This is a genomic window from Streptomyces sp. NPDC107559, assembly GCF_055657365.1.
Genome location: NZ_JBVKBD010000008.1, coordinates 57,425 through 80,658, shown reverse-complemented (window position 1 = coordinate 80,658; position 23,234 = coordinate 57,425). Strand labels below are relative to the sequence as shown.

Annotated in this window: 17 protein-coding genes; 3 read left to right on the top strand and 14 right to left on the bottom strand. The window is 71.6% G+C overall.

Going from position 1 to position 23,234, the window contains the following annotated elements; genetic code table 11:
• Positions 1–71: 71 nt before the first annotated feature.
• The 8 genes from ACZ7OY_RS23805 to ACZ7OY_RS23770 form a co-directional block, all read right to left on the bottom strand.
• Entirely contained in the window at positions 72–1,943 is a 1,872-nt protein-coding gene (locus ACZ7OY_RS23805; protein WP_471913211.1) for a VgrG-related protein, read from the bottom strand.
• The gene (locus ACZ7OY_RS23800) at positions 1,943–2,764 is read right to left on the bottom strand and encodes a CIS tube protein (RefSeq protein ID WP_471913210.1); all 822 of its coding nucleotides are present in this window, start codon (positions 2,762–2,764) and stop codon (positions 1,943–1,945) included. Before ACZ7OY_RS23800 ends, ACZ7OY_RS23805 begins: the two co-directional genes overlap by 1 nt.
• Positions 2,761–3,198 carry a phage tail protein gene (locus ACZ7OY_RS23795; protein ID WP_471913209.1) on the bottom strand — a complete coding sequence of 146 codons (438 nt, stop codon included), beginning with the start codon at positions 3,196–3,198 and terminating at the stop codon, positions 2,761–2,763. Before ACZ7OY_RS23795 ends, ACZ7OY_RS23800 begins: the two co-directional genes overlap by 4 nt.
• A 37-nt stretch (positions 3,199–3,235) precedes the next feature.
• Positions 3,236–6,145: a hypothetical protein gene (locus ACZ7OY_RS23790; RefSeq protein ID WP_471913208.1), complete on the bottom strand. Its 2,910-nt coding sequence runs from the start codon at positions 6,143–6,145 to the stop codon at positions 3,236–3,238.
• Positions 6,146–6,157: 12 nt separating this feature from the next.
• The gene (locus ACZ7OY_RS23785) at positions 6,158–6,301 is read right to left on the bottom strand and encodes a DUF6760 family protein (protein ID WP_167455655.1); all 144 of its coding nucleotides are present in this window, start codon (positions 6,299–6,301) and stop codon (positions 6,158–6,160) included.
• On the bottom strand, positions 6,298–6,783 hold the full coding sequence (locus ACZ7OY_RS23780; protein ID WP_471913207.1) for a hypothetical protein: 486 nt from the start codon (positions 6,781–6,783) through the stop codon (positions 6,298–6,300). Before ACZ7OY_RS23780 ends, ACZ7OY_RS23785 begins: the two co-directional genes overlap by 4 nt.
• Positions 6,783–7,226, bottom strand: coding sequence for a phage tail protein (locus ACZ7OY_RS23775; protein WP_152895158.1), 444 nt, complete (start codon positions 7,224–7,226; stop codon positions 6,783–6,785). Before ACZ7OY_RS23775 ends, ACZ7OY_RS23780 begins: the two co-directional genes overlap by 1 nt.
• Before the next feature lie 106 nt (positions 7,227–7,332).
• Positions 7,333–8,904, bottom strand: coding sequence for a phage tail sheath family protein (locus tag ACZ7OY_RS23770; protein WP_471913206.1), 1,572 nt, complete (start codon positions 8,902–8,904; stop codon positions 7,333–7,335).
• Positions 8,905–9,084: 180 nt separating this feature from the next.
• Between ACZ7OY_RS23770 and ACZ7OY_RS23765 the strand changes: the two genes are divergently transcribed.
• Together ACZ7OY_RS23765 and ACZ7OY_RS23760 are read left to right on the top strand one after the other, a co-directional pair.
• Positions 9,085–13,182, top strand: coding sequence for a phage tail protein (locus ACZ7OY_RS23765; protein ID WP_471913205.1), 4,098 nt, complete (start codon positions 9,085–9,087; stop codon positions 13,180–13,182).
• A gap of 3 nt (positions 13,183–13,185) precedes the next feature.
• Positions 13,186–13,845 (top strand): hypothetical protein, encoded by a 660-nt coding sequence (locus ACZ7OY_RS23760; protein ID WP_471913204.1) that lies wholly within the window; start codon positions 13,186–13,188, stop codon positions 13,843–13,845.
• A 72-nt stretch (positions 13,846–13,917) separates the two neighbouring features.
• On the opposite strand, the gene ACZ7OY_RS23755 is transcribed toward ACZ7OY_RS23760, so the two are convergent.
• A complete protein-coding gene (locus ACZ7OY_RS23755) occupies positions 13,918–14,316 on the bottom strand; it encodes a VOC family protein (protein ID WP_471913203.1) in 399 nt (132 codons plus the stop codon).
• A 92-nt stretch (positions 14,317–14,408) separates the two neighbouring features.
• On the opposite strand from ACZ7OY_RS23755, the gene ACZ7OY_RS23750 reads away from it, so the two are divergent.
• Positions 14,409–15,398 (top strand): helix-turn-helix transcriptional regulator, encoded by a 990-nt coding sequence (locus tag ACZ7OY_RS23750; RefSeq protein WP_471913202.1) that lies wholly within the window; start codon positions 14,409–14,411, stop codon positions 15,396–15,398.
• A 79-nt stretch (positions 15,399–15,477) separates the two neighbouring features.
• Here ACZ7OY_RS23750 and ACZ7OY_RS23745 read toward each other — a convergent pair whose 3' ends face one another.
• The 5 genes from ACZ7OY_RS23745 to ACZ7OY_RS23725 all read right to left on the bottom strand — a co-directional run bounded on the left by ACZ7OY_RS23745 (position 15,478) and on the right by ACZ7OY_RS23725 (position 22,844).
• Entirely contained in the window at positions 15,478–16,251 is a 774-nt protein-coding gene (locus ACZ7OY_RS23745; protein WP_471913201.1) for a TIGR03084 family metal-binding protein, read from the bottom strand.
• A gap of 60 nt (positions 16,252–16,311) precedes the next feature.
• Positions 16,312–17,043 carry a hypothetical protein gene (locus ACZ7OY_RS23740; protein ID WP_471913200.1) on the bottom strand — a complete coding sequence of 244 codons (732 nt, stop codon included), beginning with the start codon at positions 17,041–17,043 and terminating at the stop codon, positions 16,312–16,314.
• Between the two features lie 22 nt (positions 17,044–17,065).
• Positions 17,066–19,126 (bottom strand): ATP-binding protein, encoded by a 2,061-nt coding sequence (locus ACZ7OY_RS23735; RefSeq protein ID WP_471913466.1) that lies wholly within the window; start codon positions 19,124–19,126, stop codon positions 17,066–17,068.
• A gap of 246 nt (positions 19,127–19,372) precedes the next feature.
• Positions 19,373–20,053, bottom strand: a complete 681-nt coding sequence (locus ACZ7OY_RS23730) for a Pvc16 family protein (protein WP_471913199.1) — start codon at positions 20,051–20,053, stop codon at positions 19,373–19,375.
• Between the two features lie 28 nt (positions 20,054–20,081).
• A complete protein-coding gene (locus tag ACZ7OY_RS23725; protein WP_471913198.1) occupies positions 20,082–22,844 on the bottom strand; it encodes an HYR domain-containing protein in 2,763 nt (920 codons plus the stop codon).
• Positions 22,845–23,234 lie beyond the last annotated feature (390 nt).

Genomic DNA, 23,234 nt, shown 5'->3' with positions numbered 1-23,234 from the left:
CTCGTGAGGCCGGTCGCCGTCGTGCCGGGTGTCGTACGCGGCGGGTGTCGTACCCGCCTGGTGACGCCCTGTCAGTTGATGCGCACCAGGCCCGCGTTGATCGTGCAGGTCGCCCCGCCCTTGATCTCCGTGCGCGCGGTGCCGTTGACCGCGACCTGGGTGCCCTTCACCTCCACTCCCCCGCTGGTCTTGAGTCCGACCTGGCCGCTGCCGCCGTCCACCTGGACGCCGGTCTGCGCGGTCACCTTCACCGACTTGCCGGTCAGTTCGAGGGTGCCGTTGCCCGCGTCCATCAGCGCGCCGTTGCCCGCCTTGACGGTGACCTTGTCCTTGGCGTCGATCTCCACCGTGCCGTCGCTGTGCACGATGATCTTGGTGCCCTTGCGGTCGAGGTCGATGGTGAGCTTGCCGTCGCCGGTGACCATCCGTACGCCCTGCGGGCCGGAGGCGTTGTCGAGCAGTTCGAGCTGGTTGCCGCTGCGGGAGGAGAACGTCCGCCGGTTGACCGCGCCGCTGGTGCCGTCGATCAGCTCACCGCTGGCCGTGGACGGTTTGTCCTGCCCGTTGAACAGACAGCCCATGACGTACGGGCGGTCGAGCCGGGCCTGCTCGAACCCGACCAGCACCTCGTCGCCCACCTCCGGGACGAACGCGGAGGTCCCCTTGCCGTTCTTGCCCCCGCCGCCGGAGGTCTGCGCGCAGCGGGCCCAGTCGCTGACGTACTCGTCGGACAGCCAGGGGAACTTCACCTTGACCCGGCTGAGCTTGTCCGGGTCCTTGGTGTCGGAGACGACGCCGATGACGACCCCGTCCATCTCGGGAACCCGGCCCGACCGGCCCGCGACGCCGCCGGCCAGCGCGGACAGGGAGCGTTCCTGCTGGCCGGAGACGGTCACCCAGGTCTCGTAGCCGCGATGGGCGTCGAAGACGTGCCGGGAGGAGGTGACGGTGTACCGGCCCTCGAACGGGGCGCCGACCCCGGACAGCGCGACCGCGCCACCGGCCCGGACCTCGGGATTGCCCTGGATGGCCGCCTCCATCTCGGCGAACGACCCGGCGATCCGCTGTGCCAGCGCCTTGGCGACCTGCTCGACGCGGGCCTGTGCGCCGTAGGTGTTGTCGGTGACGAGGTAGTCGGCCTTGCCGAAGGGGCTCGCCGCGTCCGCCGGGGCGATGCCCAGCTGGACGGCGTCCGTCCGGCCCGCGTCCGCCGTGGCGACCAGGGCCTGCTTGGTCTTGGTGTCCCAGCCGCGCACCTGGACCTGGGAGACCTGCCCGGAGGCGGTCACCCCGGCACGGCAGCGCAGCAGGTTCTTCCCGAGCTCCAGCACCAGCGGGTCACGGTCGGCGCGGGCCGAGGAGCCGGGCGCGTCGGACGCCTCGGTGGGGCTGGTGACATGCAGGGCGCCGTCGATCACGAACACCTGCGCTCCGGCGTCCTCGGCCAGATCGCGGACGAACTCCCAGTCGGAGACGTTCGCCTGGGCGACATGTTCGAGGACCGGGCCGGAGACGTCGATCTTCCCCGTCGAGAGCCCGGCCCGCTGGGCGACCCGGCGGCAGATGTCCGCGACGGTCATGTTCTGGTAGGCGGCGACCCGTCGGCCCCGGAAGAGCCGGTGTGCCTTGTCCATCCCGCGGACCACGGTGAACGTGCCGCTCTCGTCGAATTCCAGCTCCAGTGCGGTCACTTCGCCCTTGAGCAGGGGTTTGGGCGAGCCGCCCGCGCCGGACGAGGCCAGCAGCCGCGCCTCGGAGCCGATCTTGATACCGGCCTTGTCGATCAGCACCCTGCTGGGGTCGCGGAAGCGCAGGACGAAGGTGTCGGGCAGCGTCCGGCTGTCGTCGACGTAGCCGTCCACCAGGCTGTTGGCGAGGTCGGCGGGCAGCCTGGTCCCGCCGATCTCCACGACCAGGACCTTGGCGACGGTGTCATTGGCCATCAGAGGGCCTTCCGTCCGCCGGCCGCCCCGGAAGCGAGGGGTTGCGCGGCCCCGCCCGGCACGGTGTCCAGTTCGTCGGCTGCGGGGAGCAGCAGCTCACGCCCCTCGGTCAGCCGCATCGGATCGTCGATGTTGTTGGCCTCGGCGATGGCCCGCCAGGCCCCCGCGTCGCCGTACTCGGCCCAGGCGAGACCCTGCAGCGTGTCGCCGGCGCGCAGCCGGTGGACCCGGCGGGCGGTGAGCGCGCCGGAGGTCGGGTTCTGGCCGGCCGTCTCCCCGCTGATCTCCTCCATCGTCACCTGGCACACCGCGCGGATCGGCACTCCGGACGTGGTGAACAGGGTGTACTTCACCTGGACCTGGCTGACGTAGCCGGGGAAGCCGGTGATGCCGCCCCAGTGGAAGACCACCCAGGGCGGTGAGGACCGCTGCGCCTGCCGGGTCTCGTTGGTCGGTACGCAGCAGGCGAACAGGCTCTCCACCGCCTTGACGACACTGGTGTCCTGGGTGTCGCTGGCGTCGAAGAACATCTCGACGGTGAGCTTGCTGGGCTGCGGCCCCTGGTATTCCGGCGGGCCCGCGCTCTTGGCGCCCTTGGCGGGGGTGCGCTTCCAGGACGCCGACTTGCCCAGGCTGAGTTCCTTGGGATTGAACTGGAAGTCGATCCGGCCGCAGGGTCCGCCCGGGGTGAGGCTGCCGCCCGAGGGCGGGGTGCGCAGTTCGAGGTAGGCGTGCTCCAGCTTGGGCCGCGCGTCGCCGCCCGAGGCCGACGCCGACTTCGCGCCGCCGCCCGCCGCACTGAACGCCACGGGCCCGCTCATGCTCCGGGCTCCATCAGGTAACCGTGGTGCGCGATCTCGATGGTCTCCGTGGCCACCTTGGGCGACTCGGGATTGAACGTCGGGCCGGTCCAGCGCACCGGCACCACCTCCAGCAGGCCCCAGCGGGCGACCATCACGCCGTCGCCGGTACGCGCCTCGATGTGCGCGGTCTTGCGGGCGAACCCGGTGGTCATGCTGGCGAACCACTTGGCCACCTTCTGGGTGTCCTTGGTCAGCGGCCGGGAGAGCTTGACGTTGGGGTATTTCAGACGCGTCGGCAACTGCCAGACATGGCCGTTGTTCCCGCCCTCCTCGCGGGGCTCGATCACCACCTCGCAGCCCAGCCCCTCGCAGGTGTTGAACGAGCCCAGCTCGATCCCGTCGATCGTGACGACGAAGCAGACCGAGACCGCCGGGTCCTGGGTGATGGACATCCGATGCCCTGCCTTTCTGTCGGTACCGGGTGCTCTGTCAGTGCCGGATGTCGATCAAGGAACCGGCGCGCTCACGTTCGATGCGCAGCTCCGCCCTGAGCAGTCGGCTGAGGGGGGCGAGCAGCGCCCGGACGAGTTCGTCCGTGACCTTGGGCGCGCCCGTGCCGCCGGCCTTCTCCGGGGTGTCGGCCGAGGCCGACGGGGCCGGCGGCGCCACCGCCGGTGGACCGTCCGGCTCGGGCTGCGCCGGCGGGTCGGCGGGCGGCTCGGGCGGCGGCGCGCCCTGTTCGGCGCGTTGCACGAAGGGTTCGGTGAACTCCACGGAGCCGTCCGGCATCCACCGGGCCACCCCGGCGGCGACCGCCACGGCCCCCGCGCTGACCTCGGGCGGTGCGGAGACCGACGGCGCCTGTCCCGGAACCGACGGGACGGTGGGCACCGGCGGGCCGGAGCGGCGTACGGGCTGCGCGGCGACGCCCGGCACCGTCGCGAGCCGCTGCAGCGGGACCGCGGGGCCGAGGGCGCCCGGGCCCTGGAGCGCCTGGAGCGTCTGGAGGTACGGCTGGGGGGCGGCGTCGGGGAGCACCGCACCGGGGGCGCCGGGGAATTCCGTGGTTCCGGAATGGCCCGGGCGGCCGGGAAGCGCGGATCCGCCGGGTCCGCCCGAGACGCCGTGGGACCGGGCGGACGGGGTGAACGGGGCGGCGCTGTCGCTGCTCATGACCCGCTGCACGACGCCACCCGTGTGGCCGAAGGCGGCGTCGGGGTACCCGCTGCCGCCGGTCGGGGTGGGCCCGCCTCCAAGGCCTCCGGATCCACCGTGGCCGCCGTAGCTGGCGTAGCTGCCGTAGCTGCCGTAGCTGCCGTGGTCGCCGTCGCCGCCGGACCTGCCAACGCCTTCGGCCGCGGTGTCGGCGGACCGGGCACGGCCTGCGGAACCGCCGGTTCCCGGGACGGACCGCGAGCCTCCGACCGGCTCCCAGCGGACCGGCACCGCGGCCGGAGGCCCGGCCGCGACCGGTGCCTCGGCGGAGGGTGCCGGCACCGAGTACAGAGGCAGCGACCGCTGCGCCACCAGTGGGAACACCGGACCGGCGCCCTGCCCCGCCGACCCGATGCCCGACCCGGACAGCCCGCCGGGCAGCGTGGCCTCGTCCACGGCGTCCAGCCGCCGCATCGGCATGGGTGTCGCGGCCGTCACCATCTCTCCCGGGCCGGGCGCCTCGGGCACCACCGTGTCGCTCACCGCGAGCGGTGAGGCGTCACCGAGCAGCGGTGCCCGGTCGGCCTGCGCGGGCTGGGGCGTCGCGCCGGTCGACGGGGACGCCTGGGGCGGGCCGCCGGGAACGTCGAGGCGCTGCACCGCGACCGGCCCCGGCGACGTGGCGCCGTCGGACGCGGCGGGGGAACCGGGAACAGCGTCCGCTCCCGGGCCCGATCCGGCGCGGGGGCCCGGTGCGAGGCCGGGCACCGGACCGGCCCGCATGGCTTCGGTGCCGGTCACCGGCTCGGGCGGGAAGCCTGTGCCGAGGTCCACCGGGTCCGTGGTCAGCGGTGGTGTGTCACCGAGCAGCGGCGCGGTGTCCTCGGCGCCGGTCGACGGCACTTCGGGCCCGGCCGGGCCCGCCGTCAGATCCGGCACCGCCGGAGCGTCCGGCGCGTACAGGTCCTCGGAAGCCGTCGAAGTCTGCGGCACCTGAGGCTCCGCCACGGTCCGGGAGACGTACGGCATGGAAGGGATCGAGGGGGACACGGGGGATTCGACCAGGGGCACCGCGGGACCGGGAAGCGGCAGGGCGGTGGGCGGCAGCGCGGAGAGCGGCTCGCCCAGACCCCGATGGCGCGGACGCGGCGGGGTCGTGACATCACGCTGCACCATCGGCTGTACGGCAGGGCCGGTGCCGTCCACTCCGCCGACCAGGGGCGCGGTGGAGACGGCCGCGTCCGGTCCTCCCCGGCCTGCCGCCGTGCCGGGGCCCGGAGTGGTGAGCGGGAGCGGGGCCGTCTCCCGTCCCGCCGTCGACCCGGCGGTACCCGGCGCCTCGGTCCGCTGGACGAAAGCCCCCTGCCGGTCCTGCCCCGCAGACATGCCAGGTGCCGCGAGCAGGTCGGCGACCGGCTCGGCCGGCGCGTCCGGGGCCAGTGAGCCGGGATGCTCGTCGGGCCCGGCCGGAAGGGCCGCGGCGAGTTCCCGTGCCGGTACGTCCGGTGGCTCCGCGACGACCAGGGGGCGGGCGGGTGCGGGGGCCGCCGGGGCGGACGGCACACGCATGACCATCAGTGGGGCGGGCGGTGCCGAGTCCGGTCCGGGGCCGCTCGACGCGTCGGTGATCCGCTGAAGCGGCACCAGGGGAAGCGGCGCCGGTCCGGGAGAGGTCGGGGCATGCTCCGGGTGACGCGCGGTGTCCCCGGCCGGGGACACCGACCGCAGGACGACCGGGCCGGCCGTGCCGGACAGGTCACCCGGCCGGTCCGCGGACCCTCCGGCATCACCATGCCGGTCACCGGCCCCGTGGGCGACGGCCGACGCCGCGCCGGGCTCGCCCGCCCACGCCGAGGCCGGGTCCTGCACGCCCCGCGGTACGTCGAAGACGTGCGCCCGGGGCCGTGTGCCGGTCCGCTGCACCGGCACGGTGGGCTGCGCCAGCCCGTGGCCGACGCCGGACGGCGCCTGTGCGCTGACCAGATGGCCGAGCGGTCCGGTGACCGTCGGGTCCTGCCAGGCGCCCAGCCGACGGCCGAACCCGCCGGGGTCGCTGACCAGCCCCATGGGAGCGCTCAGCGCCCGCTGCACAGGGGGCGTCGACCGCCAGCCGGCCGGGCCCTGCGGGTCCGTCGCCGCCGGGGCGGGGGATGTCGTCCCGGCGTCGGCGTCCGCTCGCGTTCCGGGCTGCACGGCACCCCGCGAGCCGTCACCGCTCCTCGTCAGCCAGGACAGCAGTCCCATCTCGGTGTCCTCTCACCGCCCGTTGAGACGGGCGATCTGCTCGACGTACCGCTGCCGTTCGGGGTGTTCCAGATCGAGCAGTTCGTCGAGCGGCCAGTGGAAGTGGTAGGCCAGGTACGCGATCTCCTCGTAGAGGCGCTCGACCGCGTACGTCACGATTCCCCCAGGCGGCCCCCGGCGAGGTCCACGGCGAAGTGTTCCTGGCAGGAGGGGCAGGTGACCGCGGCGCGGGTGTGGCCCTCCGCGTTGATCCGCCGGTAGAAGTCCTGGAGGAAGGCGAGGTCCGAGGCGAACAGGTCTTCCACGATGCCCGCGTGGACGTCCTCGACGGTGCCCAGCCGGGTGATCACCCGGGCGATCAGCACCACCGACAGATACGCGGAGTTCTCCCGCACCCGGTCGTCGCGCAGCGGGATGAGCTCGTCCCGGGCGGTGGCCAGCCGCATCACACCGTGCCGGTGCACGGTGCCGGAGTCGTCCACGTAGCCCCGGGGCAGTTCGAAGGCGAACTCGGTGCGGAGCGTGTCACGCCCCGCACCGCTCGCGCTCTCACCCGGTCCCTGGGTGTGGTCCTGCCCCGGTGCGTCCGGGAACTGCTGTACCGCCTGCCGCGTCTGGGCGGGCATCGTCCTGCGCATCACTCAACTTCCATGCTCTCGTACGTGATCGAGAGCTTCTCGGTGAGGACGGAGGTGTCGCCCGCCTTGAGGGTGCCGATCTCCAGCGACTTCGGCCATGCGTTGACCAGCTGGTAGCGCTTGATCGCGCTGCCCTCGTAGTCGTAGACGATGATCGCGCCGTTCTTGCGGGCGTCGGTCATCTTCCCGAACCGGGACGACTTGATCCATGTCTCGAAGCTGTTGTCCTCGGTCAGACCGCGGGTGACGGTGACCTCGCCGGCCTTGGGCCGGCCCGGCAGCTTCTTGATGGCGTACTTTCCGTCGGCGGTGTTCTGCTTGAGCTCGATGACGTCCTGTTCCATCTTCAGACCGCTGACCTCGGTGATCTGCTTGATCACCACACCGTCGAACTCCAGCCCGAAGGAGTGGCCGACAGAACTGTCAAGATCGGGGAGTGCCATCCCAGCCTCCTAGGCTCATCCTGTGGGGAGCGGCGGTTCTCCACCGCCCCGGGACCGATCGGCGGCCGGCCCACTGCCGTGGGGCCGTGACCCGCCTGTCGCCCTGTTACTCGTCGACCGATCCCGTGCCGCCCGACAGCTGTGCCAGCCGGAACACCACGAACTCAGCGGGCTTGACCGGAGCGACCCCGACCTCGCAGACGACCTGGCCGGAATCGATGCCCTCGGCGGGGTTGGTCTCCCGGTCGCACTTGACGTAGAAGGCCTCGTCCGGGGTCAGTCCGAACAGCGCGCCCTTGCGCCACTCGTTGACCAGGAACGCCGAGATGGTGCGCCGGATGCGTGCCCACAGGGCGTCGTCGTTCGGTTCGAAGACGACCCACTGCGTGCCCGTCAGGATCGACTCCTCAAGGTAGTTGAAGAGCCGACGCACGTTCAGGTAACGCCAGGCGGCGTCGGAGGAGAGGGTGCGGGCGCCCCACACCCGGATGCCGCGGCCCGGGAAGGCGCGGACGCAGTTGACGCCGATCGGGTTCAGCAGATCGTGCTCGCCCTTGGTGATCTGCGTCTGCAGGCCGACGGCGCCCCGCAGGACCTCGTTCGCCGGCGCCTTGTGCACACCGCGCGAGGCGTCGTTGCGCGCCCACACACCGGCGATGTGCCCGCTCGGCGGGACGAAGCTGTTGCGGCCGACCGACGGGTCGAAGACCTTGATCCACGGGTAGTAGAGCGTCGCGAACTTCGAGTCGAACCCGGCCGTGTCCATCCGCCAGTTCTTGATCTGCTGCGGCGACAGCCCGGGAGGAGCGTCCAGGATCGCGACCCGGTCCCCCATCAGCTCACAGTGGGCGATCAGGGCCTGCTGCACCGAGATGACGGTCTCGGCGTCCAGGATGCCGCGCTGGTGAGCGCTCATCAGGTCGGGCACGGACACCATCGTGATCTCGTCGATGGCCTCCAGCCCGCCGAAGCCGGTCCGCTCGTCCGCGTCACCGATGTAGTCGTCGGCCGACAGCGCCACCGTGCCGGACCCGGCCGGGGCGGGGGCCGCGGCTGCGGCCGCGAGGACGACCGTGCCGGTGTCGGGCTTGGCCGACGCGGCGGCGCGGCTGACCTCCTCCAAGGAGATGAGCTGCGACTTCTCCTTGACCTTCGTGACGACGTTGTCCTTGCCACGGCGGGTGGACACCGAGGGGTAGGTCTCCTTCTCCTCCCCGTCCACCTTGACCACCAGCTTGAACGCCTCGTTGGGCGGTGCCTCGCCCTCGGCCCCGCCGACCTCGACCGTGATCTCACCGGTGACGCCCGGCAGTGCCCGGACCCGGAATCCGCCGAGCAGCGCCTCGGCCGCGGACCCTGCGCCCGCCGTCCCTGCGGCGGCCCCGCCCGGCAGCTGCCCCGCGACACCGTTCCCGCCGTCCCCGATCCGGACGACGTAGCAGTTCCCGCCCCCGTTGGCGAAGTAGCCGTACACGGCGGACGCCAGGTAGGAACCCTCGACGAAGTCGCCGAAGACCCCCACGTACTGGCTCCAGTTGGTGACGAGCGTCGGCTCGTTCAGGGGCCCTTGCGGGGCGAAGCCGAGAAACGCGGCGACCGAGGTGCCCACTCCCTCGATCGGTCGTGCCCCGGCCTCCACTTCTTCGACGTAGACGCCCGGGGACAGATACGACGGCATACCCACTCCTCCTTGACCAGCGGCCGAAGCTGATTCTGACTCCGGTTTCGATCACCCGGAACGCGTCGTCGGGCCGCGTCACGGTGCACAGCCCGCTGCCCGATGAGGCAGACCGTGCTTCCCCCGGCCGTACCCGCCGTCCTCGTGTACGAGTGGCCACGAACCTCGACGCTTTCGGCCATGAAGGCGGTGCCGGACAAAAAGACCAGCGCGAGGACCGGCGCGCCGCCGGCCCGTCCGGCGGCCCCTGCCCAGGCCCAGACCGCTCGGCCCACGGTCGAGGGAGCCGGTTCACCCATCACGGCGGACGGGCCGGAGACCGCCCCTCCCGCGAACCTCGCCCCGCAGCAGTTGCGCCTGCTGCAGGCACGGGCGGGGAACGCGGCAGTGGCCAGACTGGTCGCACAGCGCCAGACCGCGGCTCCGCCGTCCACGGCCGCCCCTGCCCCGTCCTCCGCGGAGGCTCCCGCTCCGCCGGTCAAGCCGCCGCCGTCCGCGTCACCCGCCTTCCAGGACCTGAAGTCCGAGGTGCGGGCGAAGAAGACCGCGGCCGCCCGGCACGCTCCCGCCGCATCGGAGTCGAAGGCCGCGCAGGACGCCGCCGTCGCCCCGCCGGACGACAAGCAAGCCCAGGGCAAGGCCGCGCAGGCCGAGAAGATGAACGCCGCCAAGCCCGGCACGTTCGACAAGGCCGCCTTCATCGCCGCCGTCGGCCAGGCCATCGCGGCCCAGGCTCCGAAGAACCTCGACGAGGCCGACCACTTCTCCGGGTCCGGCAAGGCGGCAGCCGTCAAGGATCAGGTCAGCGGCCAGGTCGGCCAGGGCAAGGCCGCCTCCGCCAAGGAGATCGACACCACCACCAAAGCGGCCCCGGACCTGTCCAAGGCCAAGGACAAGCCGGTCACCCCGCTCACTCCGGACGCTCCCCCGCCCGTCCCCGGCGCCCCGAACCCGGCGGGCGCGGTCCCGGCCAGGCAGCCGGATGCGGTCACCGACTTCTCCGGCGGCCCGCGGCAGGTCAACGAGCAGATGGCCGACGCCGAGGTCACCGAGGACCAGCTGGCCAGGAGCAACGAGCCCCAGTTCACCGATGCCCTGACGGCGAAGAAGGAGGGCGAGCAGCACTCCGCGGCGGCGCCGGGACAGGCCCGCGGCGCCGAGGCGAAGCAACTGGCCGCCGCCAAGCAGGGCGCGGCGGCCGCCGGCGCCCAGGCCATGACCGGTCTGGCCGCCGCCCGGACCGCCACCGGCAAGCAGGTCGACGGCGGCAAGAGCTCCACCAAATCCGCCGACGAACGCAGACGCGCCGAGGTCACCGCCCGCCTGCAGAAGGTCTTCGACGGCACCAGGACGGATGTGGAGAGGACGCTCTCCGGTCTGGACAAGCTCGTCGACGAGCGCTTCACGGCCGGCGAGAAGGCCGCGCGGGACGCCTTCACGGCGGACCAGAAGCGCCGGATGGACGCCTACAAGGACAAGCGGTACTCGGGCTGGTCCGGAAAGCTCAAGTGGGTCAAGGACAAGTTCGCGGGCCTGCCGGCGGAGGCCAACGCTCTCTTCCAGGAGTCCCGCAAGCTCTACGTGGCCCAGATGCAGCAGGTCATCTCCTCCGTCGCCGACCTCATCGGCACCGAACTGGGCAAGGCGAAGGACCGCATCGCGCGCGGCCGGGCCGAGCTCAGGGCCGAGGTCGACAAACTCCCCGCCGACCTGAAGAAGTTCGGCAGTCAGGCCGCCAAGGACTTCACGGAGAAGTTCGACGGACTGGAAGCCGACGTCAACGCGAAGTCGGACCAGCTGGTCCAGGACCTCGCCCAGAAGTACACCCAGGCGCTGAACGCGGTCGACGACGAGATCAAGAAGCTCCAGGAGGAGAACAAGGGCCTGATCGCCAAGGCCAAGGACGCCGTGGTCGGGGTCATCCAGACCATCATCGAGCTGAAGAACATGCTGCTCGGCGTCCTGGCGAAGGCCGCGTCCGCGGTCATGAAGATCATCAAGGATCCGATCGGGTTCCTCGGCAACCTCGTGCACTCCGTCGGTGCCGGGCTGCAAGCCTTCATGGCGAACATCGGCACCCACCTGAAGAAGGGCCTGCTCGGATGGCTGCTGGGCACCATGTCGGGCGCGGGCCTGCAGCTTCCCGCGAAGTTCGACCTGCGGGGCATCCTCGGCATGGTCGCTTCGCTGCTGGGCCTGACCTGGTCGGCGATCCGCGCCCGGATCACCCGCAAGGGCATCCCCGAACAGGCCATGTCCGCGGTCGAATCGGGCGTACCGCTGGTCGCGAAGCTGCAGTCCGAGGGTGTCGCCGGAGTGACGGAGGAGGTCAAGGAGCAGGTCGGGGATCTGAAGGGGAACCTGTTCGGCAAGATCTCGCAGTACCTGATCCCGACCGTCCTGGTCGCCGGGATCACCTGGATCATCAGCCTGCTGAACCCGGCCAGCGCGTTCATCAAGGCCTGCAAGATGATCGTCGATATCGTCACGTTCATCGTCGAACGCGGCGCCCAGATCGTCGAGTTCGTCAACGCCGTACTCGACGCGGTGGTCGCCATCGCCAACGGAGGATCCGGCGGGGTACCCGGGTTGATCGAGGCGGCCCTCGCGAAGTCGATCCCCGTACTCATCGGGGCCCTGGCCGCGATCCTCGGGATCGGCGGCATCGCCGACAAGGTCAAGAAATTCTTCACCGCGCTGTCCAAGCCGGTCATGAAGGCCGTCGACTGGATCGTCGGGAAGATCGTCCGCCTCGGCAAGAAGATCTGGAGCAAATTCAAGAGCAAGGTCCGTGGGGGCGACGACAGTCCCGAGGGCAAGCGGCAGCGCCTCGCCAAGGGTCTCGCCGCCGCCCGGTCCGCCGCCCAGCGCCTGAACGGCAGCGGCCGGGTCAGCCGGGCCGCCCTGCGCGCGGCCTTCGCGGCGATCCGGGTCCGCTACGGCATGACCTCCCTGGAGCCAGTCGTCCGGGGCGGCAGCTGGTCGGCGCGTGGAACGGTGAACCCGACCGACGAGGTCAGCCTCGGCGTCCAGGCCCGCGACGGCGAGGACAGCGCGCAGGGAACGCAGGACCCGTCGGACGCCCGCTACCTCGAGATGATCCGCCAGGCGCTGCCGGCGCACGCCGCGGCCTTCTCCAAGGAGGCGCAGGAGGCGTGGAACAGGACGCTGAAGGAGACCGAGGTCGACGGGCAGTCGGTGTGGGACAACCCTCCGGTCCAACTCGCCGGCCTCCCCGCCGAGGCTGCGGGTCTCCTGACCGACCAGGCCGTCCTGAAACAACTCCTCGGCTACTTCAAGGAGAAGCCCCGCCGCAGAAGCGGCAAGGATGACAATCCGGGTACCGCTGCCAGCACCGCCAGCTTCTACAACCACGCCTTCAAGGACGGCGGGCCACTGCGCCAGAAGATGTTGAAGGCTCTCGGCGAGGCCGCGCTGCGAGAACTCAAGAAGCCACGCGCCGACCGCTCGGAGAACGCCACGAACCAGGTCAACACCATGGGGTACGGAGAGGCGTCGGGCCCCTACGGCAAGTTCGCGCCGCTGCCCGGTTCCGGCTCCGAAGTGAACAAGGACCTCGAGGCCATCGTCAACGCCAAGGGCGGCGTCATCGGTTTCCTGCATTTCGTCGCCACCGAGAGCTCGGAGTGGAACACCAGGACTCTCGACCTGTGGGCGAAGCACAAGCCGTCCAAGGAATTCCTGATGAATCTCTTCCGGCAGGCCGACTCCGGCAAGCACGAGTGGATTCCCACCGACTACATCCCGGCCGTCCTCTCGCGCGCGATGGGCCACCTCTCACGGGGCGACAAGCTCGAAGCGGCCCGCTGGGTGGCGCTGCACCACGCCCTGCGGTCGAAGACCGAGCACGTCATCTGGGCCATCCAGGGAGTATCACCCAACGGCCATTCCGGCGCCCTCTGGCAGCAGTACGTCGAGGACGGAAAGACCAAGTACAAGTTCACTCTGACCAACGGCCAGGACGCTTTCCACAAGAGACTGCGCGACGTCTTCAACCAGCACCAGGGCAGCGCACTTCAGTATGTGAGTGCCCTGCGAGCCCAGTTGCAGGACGCGAACAACCCTCTGATCTGGAACGGAAACCTCGACAATCATGACCCACAGTTCCTCGACAAGCCGGTCGCGGCGCTTGTGAAGACCGCTGCCGGTATAGTCCCGATGACCGTCGAGGAGCTCGGTGCTGCGCAGCGAGTCAACTTCAACATCATCATGGACGACCTCGACAACGCCGACGACGCTGTGCAAGAGGTGAGCTGACCGATGCCGCTTCTCGAACCCCAATTGGAACGGGCCGTTCAGCTTCGGCTGCAGAGAAATCCGCCCTTCAGCGACGACGACATCGCCGAGCTCGACGCTCTGGCCGTCCTCTTCCCCCGCAACCTCGACGACCTCGCCCGTTTCCCCATGTTGAGGGCGCTGCACGTGGTCGGCTACGGGGGACGCGACCTCTCGGCGCTGACCGGCCACCCGCGACTGGCGTCGCTCTCCATGGAGTTCAGTGCGCTCGCCGATGTGAGCGCGGTGCAGACACTGCCCATGATCCGCCGCCTCCAGCTGCCCCTCAACGCCATCGAGGACATCACCGCCCTGCGGTCCGGGATGCCCAAGCTGCGCGAGGTCGTCCTCACGGGCAATCCGCTCTCCGAGGAGAGCTATCGCGAGGTGGTGCCCGAGCTGCGGCAGCGAGTCAGGGAAACCGTGACCGTCTCCGAGGAACGGGAGTGGCAGATCACCCGCAAGCTCTATGCCGCCGGGGTGCCGTTCGACTACTTCCGGCGGGGCGACACCTACCTCCTGTGCCGGCCCGGCCTGGAATTCACCGACAAGCCGAACGCGGCACACGCGGAAATCGGCCCCGCCGAGCTGGAGGCGGTCCTGGAACGGGGCCCGGAAGAAGTCCACAAGCTGTTCGCCCGGTAAGTGGACTCGGCGGCCACGTTCACCGGGAGCCCTGGGATCTCGGCGCTCCCGCGTGAGCGGCTGTGCGTGGCGTCAGCGTGCGAACTTTTCGACGGCCGCCGGGGTGACGGGGGTGAAGAAGTTCACGAGGTTGCCGTCGGGGTCGCGGAACAGCAGCGACCGGTTGCCCCAGGGCATCGTCGTGGGCTCGTTGACGAAGTCGGTGACGAAGCCGGCCAGGTTCCGGTGAACGCGGTCCACGTCGTCGACGAGGAACTCGGTGATCACGCTGTGGTTGTCCGCCGGGCGGGCAGAGCCCGGGGCGAACAGCGGGACGGTGCGGGTGCCGGCGATCGCGAGGGCGGCGCCCGCGGTCCTGAGCTCGGCGAAGTCCTCGGTGGCCCACGTCGCCCGCACCCCTGTGGCTCGCTCGTAGAACTCGACGAGGCGTGCGACGTCGCTGGTGATGATGCGGATCGAAACGAAGTCCATGGTGCTCTCCTGGGTTGCCGGAATCGCGGTACGTCGCAGGCTAGGAGAAATAGTGGACAGAATCGGTCCTCTATTCGCATTAGGCTGTGCACATGTCCCGACCCACCGGCCGCGTGCTGACCCTCCTGGAGTTGCTGCAGTCGGGCGGCACTCGGACGGTGGCCGAACTCGCCGACCGGCTCGGCGTCGAAGGACGCACCGTACGGCGCTATGTGGACCAGCTGATCGACCTGGACGTGCCCGTGGAGTCGGTGCGCGGCCGCTACGGCGGGTACCGGCTCGCCCCCGGGTACCGCTTGCCTCCGCTCATGCTCGGCGACGACGAGGCGCTGGCCGTGCTGCTCGGCCTGATCGCCGGCCGCCGAGCAGGGTTGACGACGACACAACGTACGGCGAGCGAGACGGCATCGGCGAAGATCCGGCGGGTGCTGCCCAAGCGCATCGCCCGCCGGCTCGACACACTCCTGGAAGCTCTCGCCTTCACGGATCAGCCCGATGATCTCGAAACCCCGGACGCCGAGGCCCTGCTCACCATCGCCGATGCGGTGCGCCACCGCCGACCGGTCTCGATCCGCTACACCGACCGCGACGGACGGCGCAGCGAACGCACGCTGCACGCGTACGGGATCGTCGCCCATGCGGGCCGGTGGTACGTCACGGGCAAGGACGCCCGGATCGGCGCGGACCGAACCTTCCGGCTCGATCGCATCGCAGACGCGCGGACCCTGCCCGGCTCGTTCGAAGCTCCTGTGGGTCCCGATCCGGCAGATCGCCTGTTGTCAGCGTTCGCCACGGCCGAGTACCGGCACGAGGTGACCTTGCGGATCCACGGAACGGTCGAGCAGATCCGCGCCCGCCTTCCCGCCGGCGTCGCCAGCCTGGAGGAGTACGCGCCCGTGCCGGGCGAGGACCGGGCCACCGAGCGCTGGCTGCGCGTCGAGCTGCGGGCGGAGCGGCTCGATTGGCTGCCTCCGGTACTCGCCTCACTCGACCGGCCGTTCGTCATCGAGCGCCCCGACGAACTGCGCGACCTCGTCATCGCCCTCGCCGATCGCCTCGCGTCCTGCGCCCGCCAAGCCTGACCGCGAGTAGGCAACGTCATGAGACGGCACAACCAGGCGCGCAGCCCACCCCGCCATGACCGAGCACCCCGACCCGCTGTCAGAGGAAGACCCGCGCCACCTCCAGCCACTTCTGGGCGTCCTCGCCGGTCGCCGTCAAGGCGGTCTCGGGCCAGGGGCGACGGCGGGTGACGCACAGGCAGAAGTCCATGGCGTCGCCCTGTATCCGCTGTGCGGCGGTCTCGGGGCCCCACACCCAGGTCCGGCCGTCAGGTGCTGTCAGCTCGACGCGGAAGGGCTCCGCCGGTTCGGGAAGTCCGACGGCGGCGAAGGACAGCGCCCGGCCCAGCACCCCCAGCGACGCCACGTGCTGCAGCCGATCCGTCGGGCGGTGCGCCACGCCCACGGTATCGAAGACGTCCTGCCCGTGTGCCCAGGTCTCCATCAGACGGAGCGGCACCATCAGGGCCGGGGTCACTTGCGACATGTACCAGGGGAAGGCGTGGTCCCACGGCGTGTCGCGCAGCGCCGCCGCCAGTTCCGCCCGACCGGCCCGCCACTCCTCCAGGAGCACCGGCCGCGGTTTGGCCGCTCCCTCGGCGGCGGCCTTGTCCGCGTACCCGCCGCCTTCGGCTTCGGCCCGCGCGAGCTCGGTGCCGAACGCTTCCGGAGTGCGTAACGCGCTGAGTACGTTGGCGTCCGACCACACGAGGTGGGCTATCTGGTGGGCGACCGTCCAGCCCGCTGCCGGTGTCGGTAGAGACCAATCGTCAACTGCCCCGACCAGGGCGTCGAGTTCATCGCCCTCGGCCACCAGGGCGGACAGGACATCTGCGTCGTCCGCATCGGAGACGGCAAGGTTGTAGTTCAGCATGGCGCCATGGTGTCACTCCCGAGAAAAGGTCCGCCGTGATCCGGCCGGGCCCGGGCGCGCCTACGTCGCCCACCACACCGCCTTGTTCGTGTCGTAGTTGCGGCTGGCGCTGTTGGCGGCTCGGGTGCCGCCGTTGCAGGGCTGGGCGCACAGGACACGCAGGTTGGTGATGTCGTTGGCGAGGCGCTTGGCCTCGGCGCGGGTGATGGCCCTGACGTCGCGGCCGTCGACCTGCCAGGTGATCTCGCGGGCGTTGTCCTGGACGTAGGCGATGATCTCCCTGATGTGGTCGATGGTGACAGTGCGGTTGCCGTCCGCCGCCGTCGCGTCCCTGAGCTGAGGGATGTGCGTGCCGCACATCGCGCACTCGTACTCGGTCCGCCCGTTGGCGGCCTGGGGATTCGCCGCGGCCAGCACCGCGGTCGTCGTCGCCTCGGTGAATCCGATGTCGTCCCGGGTGCCGCTCCAGAGGTGCTCGTCCCTGGGTCCACGGCTCGGGAGCTCCGCGGCCCGGGGCGCATCGGGGTCGAAGCCCTGCTGGACCTGTTGCCGGGCGGACACCGGCCTGTTGCCGTACGGCGAGTCGGCGACCGCCGTACGCTTCGGGGGCCGTTGCCTGCCGACCATCCGCTGGGCGGTCACCAACTGGACCACCGCCGCGTTGCCAGCCGTCTGCTGCAGGTCGGACAGGGCGGCGAGCGGTGAGGCGTGCGGTTCGCCCGCGCGCACAGTGCCCGCACGGCGCGTCCGCTCCGGGGCCTGCTCGGCAAGCCGTTCGTCGTGAGCGCGCACAGGGAGTCCTCCTTGGATCGGGTCACGAGACGAGCAGGTCGACGTACGGTCCGAACTCGCTGGCCAGCGTCAGTCGGCCCAGTTTCTGGTACTCGCGCTGGACGGCATGGATCAACTGTCGCATGGTCAGCGGGGATCCGGCCTCGGCGGTGAGGTAGGCGGCGGTGACGGCGATGGAGCGGATGTTGCCGCCGGCCAGCTCGAAGGAGTCGGCGCAGAAGGCGAGATCGAGGTCGTCGGTGCCGGACAGAAGAGGTGCCAGGCAGCGGTGCCAGAGCGCCAGGCGCTGGACGGGGTCGGGGACGGGGAAGTCGATGACGAGGTCCAGGCGGCGGGTGAAGGCGTCGTCGAGATTGGCGCGCAGGTTGGTGGCGAGCACGGCCAGGCCGTCGAAGGACTCCATGCGCTGCAGCAGGTAGGCGCTCTCGACGTTGGCGTAGCGGTCGTGGGCGTCCTTGACCTCGGAGCGCTTGCCGAAGATCGCGTCGGCCTCGTCGAAGAGGAGGACGCCGTTGACCCCGGCCGCCTCGGAGAAGATGCGCTCGAGGTTCTTCTCCGTCTCGCCTACGTACTTGTCGATGACCGTCGACAGGTCGACGGTGTAGAGGTCCAGGCCGAGATCGGCGGCGATGACCTCGGCGGACATGGTCTTGCCGGTGCCGGAGTCGCCCGCGAACAGCGCGACGACGCCCCGGCCGCGGGCACCTCCGGGGCGCATCCCCCATTCGCCGAGGACACGGTCGCGGTGACGGGCGCGGGCGGTGAGTTCCTTGAGCTGGGTGAGGGTGTCGGGGGGCAGGACGAGGTCGTTCCAGCCGACGGCGGGTTCGATGCGGCGGGCGAGCAGGTCGAGTCCGGCGGAGTTCTGGGCCCGGGCGCCGCGGCGGATGTGCTCGGGGCGCAGCCCGGCACCGTCCAGGACGGTGTTCTGGGCGGCGCTGCGGGCTGCCCGGGTGATCTGTTCGGGGGTGAGCAGGAAGGGGGCCAACAGGTCTGGTACGTCGATGCCGTCGGGCACGGCGAGCCCGTACGCGGCCTGCCACAGCGCGGCTCGCGCGGTGGGCTCGACGCGCGGGGCGTGCAGCAGCAGCGGGGGCCGGGTGGACCAGGCGGCGTCCCACGGGGCGCGGCCGACGAGGACGACGGGGACGGGGACGTCTGTCAACTGCCGCAGCAGCGAGCCCCGTTCGCGGTCGCGGTCCAGGGCGTCGACCGGGGCGCAGACCAGACCGGCGCCGGTCAGCCGGGCCTCGCGCACGGCGGTGCGCACGGCGTCCGCCGGGGCCGGGTCGCGGGCGAGGCGGGCCAGGTCCAGGGCGAGGGCGGGGCGCCCGGCCGCGGCGAGAGCGGTCGCGGCGAGGGCGGGGCCCGCGCCGCCCTGGTCCTCGCGCAGGTAGGCCAGGTGGATCTCGGCCGTCAGGGCCCGGGCCAGCGGGGCGGCGTCGCCCGCGCCGGGCACGGGCCGGGCCGGGGTCAGCAGGTCGGCGACCCGGGGGTCGGGGGTGTCGTCGCCGAGCAGATGTGCGGTGACCCGGTCCGGCACCCGCAGGGCGCGTCCGAGGAACGGGCGGTCCGGGTCCTCGACGAGCAGCAGATCGCCGGAGCGCAGGGGCGCGCCGGCGCCGAGGCGGGCGCGGGCGGAGGCGTCCGCCGGGGACAGTCCGCACAGCTCCAGGGCCAGGCCGATGGAGGGGCGGCGCCGGGTGACGTCGTCGTTGAGATAGCCGTAGAAGGACTCGAACCGGGCGTCCAGATCGGGCAGGAGGGCGATGAGCAGGATCTCGACGTCGAGGTCGGTCAGGCCCAGTCCGGTCGTGAGCCGGCGCAGGCTGGTGGGCGGGCCGGCGGTGTCGGCCCGTGTCTCGGCCTCGGCGTGCCGGACTGCGTCCGTACGGTCGGGGGCGGCGGGCAGGTGGGGCGTGCGCAGCAGGCGCTCCACGGCCTCGTCGGTGAGGTAGAGGCCCCGGAAGGCGTCGTCGGGGTTGGGGTCGGTCTGTCTGCGGGCGGCGACGGCGCGGCGTACCCGTTCCTCGACGAGGACCACTCGGTCCAGCAGGTGGCGAAGGCTGGGGTTCTCGGCGATGGGAGGCTCCTCGCTCCGCTCGGTGGGTGCGGGTGGGGTGGCATGGGCCGGGCGTGGCCGGCCGCGCGGGTCCGCGCGGCCCTCACGGGGCACGGTGCCGCGCCGGGACCGGGCACGACCGCGGGTACGGCATCGGCGAGCCCGCGCCGGATCCCGGCGCGGGCCCCCGCCACCGGGGCACCCGGCAGCCTGTGCTCATCCATGGACCCGGCTCACGCACGGACTCGGCTCATTCACGGACCCGGCTCATTCACGGACTCGCCGGGACAGCGCGGGCCGCGGGCGACGCGCCGCCGGGTCGTCCGCTCCGGCGGGCCCCCGGCCGGTGGTCCCGGTATTTCCGGTGTTCTCGGTGTTCTCCACCCCGAGCCGCAGGCCGCCCTCCTCGGTGACCGGCGGCCCCACCGCGACGGCACCCGTGCCGACCAGGGGCACGCTGACCACGAGGTCGAGGGAGGGCTTCAGCTCGCCGCCGAGCGCGCTCCACACATCCGCGAACGAACGGTCCTCGGGAGGCGGCAGCGCGATCGTCATCGGCACCGGCAGCGGAAGCTCGGCCAGCGAGCCGGTCAGGTGCCGGCTGGGCATGGCGTCGCTGCCGATCAGGCACAGCAGGAGGGAGGACAGCAGCCGGTGTTCGTCCTCGGGGCGCCGGGTCCAGGCGGTGATCAGGTACGACAGCTTGAAGTACCGGGGCGGACGGTGCCGGGCGACGACGGTGCCGCGTTCGTCGTACTCGTTGGACAGGCCGCGGGAGCGGCGGCGCATGTCCTCCCGGATGTCGTAGAGGTACAGATTGACGGTGGGGGCGTTGACCTTGGCCGCCCACTCCCGGGTGGGCGCGTCGAACATGACGCTGATCTGCGTGCCACCCAGGGCGTCGTTGCGGACGAGGGCGCGCAGTGCTTCGTCGACCTCGTGGATCACGGTTCCACCTCCGTCCTGGTCATCCGTGTCACCCGCGGCCGATGAAGTCCGGCGGCTGGAGGCTGCGCGGCACGACGAGGACCTTCGCGCTGACCGGGTCGTATCCGGGCCCGGTCGCCCGCAGCAGCCGCTGTCCGGTGCGGTCCTTGCGCAGGACGAGGACCTGGGTGCGGAACGTTCCGTCCGCGTCCACCCGCACCGGGACCGTCGCGGCGGTGATGCCCACGTTCCACTTCAGCTGTACGACGGTTCCGGCCGGGAAGTCGCGGCCCTCGGCGAGGACGACGTCGCCGAGCCGCGCGACGACGGGTCCGACGGTCAGCACGGGCTGCAGGACGCGAATCCGGACCGTGTCGGTGTTGTTGCCGGGGAACGGGTCGGTCGGTGTGCCGGCGACCCGAGCCGTCAGAGTGCCGGTGGTGGCCTTGTCGTACGACAGCCGGGTGGTGACCTCGATCCGGCCGCCGGCCGGCAGGGTGCAGGGGCTGGCGGCGGTGCAGCGGTTCTGGGGGCTCACCACGGTGGAGGTCCCGGGGGGTACGGCGGTCAGGACGACGTTCGTCGCGTTGTCCGGTCCGGCGTTGGTGAGGGTGAACGTCGCCGTGAGGGTGCCTCCGGTGAAGGCGGGCTGCGGGGCGACGGCGGCGGTCACCGCGAGGTCGGCGGCGGGCGGGACGGGTCCGGGCGGCATCAGGGTGACGGTCACCACGGCGGTGTCTCGGCCGATGTTGCCCGCCTTGTCGGTCGCCGTGCAGGTGACGGTGGTCTTCCCGATCGGGAAGCGCGTCCCGGAGGCGGGCGTGCAGCTGGCGGGGAGCGTGCCGTCGACGACGTCCTGGGCGGTGGCGGTGTACCGGACGGGGATACCGCTCGGGCTGATGGTGCGCACGGTGCGGTCGTCCACCCGGACGACGGGCGGGGCGTTGTCGATCACGGTGAAGACGGCCGTGTCGGTGCCGGTGTTGCCCGCCTTGTCGGTCGCCGTGCAGGTCACGGTGGTCTTCCCGATCGGGAAGGTGGAACCGGACGGGGGCGTGCAGGTGACGGCCAGGGGTCCGTCGACCAGGTCCTCGGCCGTGGCGGTGTAGTCGATCAGGGCGCCGTCGGGCCCGGTGGCCGCCACGGTGCGGTCGGTCACGGTGACCACGGGCGGGGTCGTGTCGACCACGGTGATCACGGCGCTGTCGGTGCCGGTGTTCTCACGGGAGTCCGTCGACGTGCAGGTCACCGTCGTGCGGCCGACCGGGAAGGTGGAGCCGGAGGGCGGGGTGCAGGTGACCGGCGTCGGTCCGTCCACGCTGTCGACCGCGGTGGCGGGGTACTCCACCGTCGCGCCGTCGGGCCCGGTGGCCTCCACCGTGCGGTCGTCGACGGTCACGACGGGCGCGGTCGTGTCGATCACCGTGATCACGGCGGTGCCGGTGCCGGTGTTCTCGTGGGAGTCGGTCGCCGTGCAGGTCACCTTGGTCTCCCCGATCGGGAACACCGAACCCGACGGCGGATCGCAGGTGACCGTCACCTTCCCGTCGACGGTGTCCTGTGCCGACGCGGGGTACTCCACGACCGCGCCGTCGGGGCCGGTCGCCTGGGCGGTGCGGTCCTCGACGGTGACGACCGGGCCGGTCGTGTCGACCACGGTGATCACGGCCGTGCCCCGGCCGGTGTGGCCCGTCTTGTCGGTCGCCGTGCAGGTGACCGTCGTCCGCCCGATGGGGAAGCGCGTCCCGGACGGCGGCTCGCAGAAGACCGGGACGTCGCCGTCGACGTTGTCGTGCGCGGTGGCCGGATAGTCGACGACCGCGCCGTCCGGGCCGGTGGCCTCGACCGTGCGGTCGTCGACGGTCACCGCCGGAGGGGTCACGTCGTTGACGGTGATATGGATCTGCTCCCGGTAGGCCGGGTCGGCCGCCGGGCCGAGGGTGAACTGGACCGTGCAGTTCAGCGTGGTGCCCTGGGGTGCGTCCGGGGACACCGTGATGCGCTCGCCGAAGCCGGCGGTCTGGCCGCTGATCACCTGGGTGCTCGCCGGGGACAGGGAGACGTCCAGCGAGCGGTCGCAGTCGACGAGCTGGTGGCCGACGGCGACGGGCAGGTTCGTCAGACCCTGGATGATGGCGTTCGACACCTGGGTCGGGTCGACGCCCTGGAAGTACGTACCGCCGGTGGCCTGGGTGACGCGGGTGGCCTGGCCGTTCTCGTAGTCGCCGTCGCTGGGCCGCTGGCCGTCGAGTCCGTCGCTGTAGCTGTCCACGTCGACGGCGAGCACCTTCACGCCGTGGCTCTTGAGCGCACTGATGACGTCGGTGAAGCTGTGCCCGTTGCTGGGGTCGTGGCTGGAGGCGTCACCGACCAGGACGACGATGGGGCTGGCGCCCTCCCGGAACGTGTTCCGGCCACCGACGCCGTTCGCCACCTCGTCGAGGGCGTTCCCCCAGTCCTCCGGCGTGTCGCCACCACCGCCGGCGGTCAGGGCGTTGACACCGTTCTGGATGGCCGTGCGATCGGCGGTGAACGCCTGGTGCAGGAGGAAGAGCCGGCTTTGGTCCTTCTCGTCTCCGTAACTGGCCACGGCGAACCGGGAGTCGGGCTGTGCGTCGAAGACCCGGTTGACGATCGTGGACAGGTTGTTGCGCACATTGGCGATGGGTTCGCCCATGCTCCCGGTGTTGTCCACCAGCAGCACGACATCCGGCTTCGGCGGCACCGCCGGGGTCTGCACCTGCTTGTCCACGCTGATCGACGCACCGGGGTCCAGCGACCGCTGCACCAGCGCCGGGGTGACCGGGGACACCGCTGACCGCGCGGACCGCGCAGACGCCGAGGGCGAGGCGGACGGGGAGGGCGGTGAAGGCGAGGAGGAGGGTGCGGACGGTGCGGACGACACGGAAGAAGAGGGAGAGGAGGCAGAGGAGGACGGCGAGGGGTCGGTGGACGAAGCCGTCGTCCGGACCCGCGGCGCCGAGTCTCCGATGCCGGCTCCTACCGCGCAGAACGCGAGGACCGCGGCCATCAGGCCCGCCCGCAGCCGGAACACCCGCACGACATCCCCTCCCAGATCTACGTCTGTCCCACCGTCCCCGGCACCGCTCCCCGGCGGAGCGGCGCATGGGACACCCGAGGGGGAAGCGCGGGCTGCCCCTCCGGGCAATCCGCTCCTCACCCTCCCCACCGAGGCGGACCG